Annotated in this window: 2 protein-coding genes and 1 pseudogene; 1 reads left to right on the top strand and 2 read right to left on the bottom strand. The window is 72.8% G+C overall.

The genetic code is table 11. The annotated features are described in order from the left end of the window. Positions 1-1044 (bottom strand): threonine/serine exporter family protein (locus IE249_RS38760; RefSeq protein ID WP_229859431.1); only part of this gene is annotated, 1044 nt, incomplete at its 3' end. Between the two features lie 126 nt (positions 1045-1170). After that, positions 1171-1662 carry an inorganic diphosphatase gene (locus IE249_RS28480; protein ID WP_189709377.1) on the bottom strand — a complete coding sequence of 164 codons (492 nt, stop codon included), beginning with the start codon at positions 1660-1662 and terminating at the stop codon, positions 1171-1173. Between the two features lie 79 nt (positions 1663-1741). Here IE249_RS28480 and IE249_RS38755 point away from each other — a divergent pair. Beyond that, positions 1742-2039, top strand: a pseudogene (locus tag IE249_RS38755) (D-alanyl-D-alanine carboxypeptidase/D-alanyl-D-alanine endopeptidase); the annotation flags it as partial.

Here is a 2039-nt window from a genome sequence, read left to right as displayed (position 1 = left end):
CGCCACGCCGATCGCGGCCGGCGGCATCGCGGCGACCGTGAACTGGTAGAACTCCGGCAGCCCGCGCCCCGCGCACAGCCACGCCAGCCGGTCGCCGAGCATCGCGCCGAGCGCGGCCGCCACGAAGACCAGCAGATCGCCGCCGACGAGCACGGAGGCCGCGCCCGCGAGCAGACCGGCGGCCCCGGTCAGCGCCCAGCCGGGGTAGGGGTGCCGGTTGCGGCGGATCTCCGCCAGGCGCCGGTAGGCCTCCTCCAGGGAGACGTGGGTCTCCGGGTCGCTCAGGTCGTCGACGAGCCGGAACACGGCCGCCAGGCGCGTGTAGTCCGTGCCCCGGCGGCGCACCGTACGGGAGGCGGTCACCGGGTCGTCCACGAGGGACGGCTGGTAGGAGACCGACAGCAGCGTGAAGGTGACGGTCGGCTCGCAGCGGTCCAGGCCGTAGGAGCGGCAGACGGCGAACATCGCCGCCTCCACGTCCTCGGCGCCCTCCCCGCCCGCGAGCAGCAGTTCGCCGATGCGCAGGCTCAGGTCGAGCACGCGCGGGACGGCCGGTCCGCCCTCCTCGGCCTTCTGCACCGGCTCCGGCGCGGGCCGCTCGGTCACCGGCATGCGCAGCATGGTGCGCATCCGGTCCTGCCAGGGGACGTCCTTGGTGAGGCTGACGGTGGGGATGCCGGTGGGCGGGGTGAAGGCGGCCGGAGCCTGCCGGGCGCTGTAGGTGCTGGGCCGGCTGAACGCGGAGCCCTCGGGTTCGGCGGCCGGCGCCTCGGGGGCCTCCAGGCCCTCGGGGAGGGCGAACTCGGACGTGGTCTCCGACTCGCCGCCCGTCCTCGGCACGGCCAGCCCCTCGGGGAGGGCGAACTCCGACGTCGTCGACGACTCCCCGTCGGCGGCCGGTGAGGATGCCGGTTCGGGCGGCACCGGAATCACCTGGGTGACCTGTGTCACCGAGGCCCCCGAGGTTCCCGAGGTTCCCTTGGGAGGCGTGAACGCGCTCCTCGCCTCGTCCGACTGCGGCTTGCGGTCCTCCGCATCCGTCACTGAGCAACGCTCCCTGAACGACACCTTCCGTAAGCCTCAGTATGCGCGGACGCACCGCTTCCCATGCGAACGGGCCGCGCCGCCCCCGTGGGGGAGCGGCGCGGCCCGTCGCGGCGGGAGCGGGGGTCAGTGACCGCCGTGCTCCTGGAAGCGCTTGACCGAACGCTCGATCTCGGCCTCGGCGTCGGCGCGGCCGACCCAGTTGGCGCCCTCGACCGACTTGCCGGGCTCCAGGTCCTTGTAGACCTCGAAGAAGTGCTGGATCTCCAGGCGGTCGAACTCCGAGACGTGGTGGATGTCCCGCAGGTGCTCCACGCGCGGGTCGGACGCCGGCACGCACAGCAGCTTGTCGTCGCCGCCGGCCTCGTCCGTCATCCGGAACATGCCGATCGCACGGCACTTGATGAGGCAGCCGGGGAAGGTCGGCTCGTCCAGGATGACCAGCGCGTCCAGCGGGTCGCCGTCCTCGCCGAGGGTGTTCTCGACGAAGCCGTAGTCGGCCGGGTAGCTGGTCGAAGTGAAGAGTCGACGGTCCAGGCGGATACGACCGGTCTCGTGGTCCACCTCGTACTTGTTCCGCGAACCCTTCGGGATCTCGATCGTGACGTCGAACTCCACCGGTGGCTCCTCCATGATCAGCACATAGTTCTGGTGGTTAAGTGTCCCTCACGCACGTGTGTGATCGCGAAAGGGGCTGGTGGTCGTGCCGGAGCTGAGGGCCTGGCGGGCCGCGAGACCGCGTCTGGCGCGCCTCGCGCGCACCGCGCGACCGCGCCTCCAGCGGGCCGTCGGGGCCGTGAAAGAGCAGGTCAGGCAGGTTGCGCAGGCCGCCGCCGGACGCGTTCCGCGGTCCGCGAGGTCGCGGAACGCGCAGTTCACCGCCGTCGCCGCCACCACCGGGCTGGCGCTGGCCGCCGCCGTGGTGACCGCCGCCGGCCCCTGGGACTCCTCCGGTCAGCGTACGGCCGAGCGGGACCGCGCAGTCGCCCTGGAGC

It is taken from the genome of Streptomyces anandii JCM 4720 (genome assembly GCF_014650655.1).
In the GTDB taxonomy this organism is placed as follows: domain Bacteria; phylum Actinomycetota; class Actinomycetes; order Streptomycetales; family Streptomycetaceae; genus Streptomyces; species Streptomyces anandii.
This window is presented reverse-complemented; position numbering and strand designations above follow the sequence as displayed.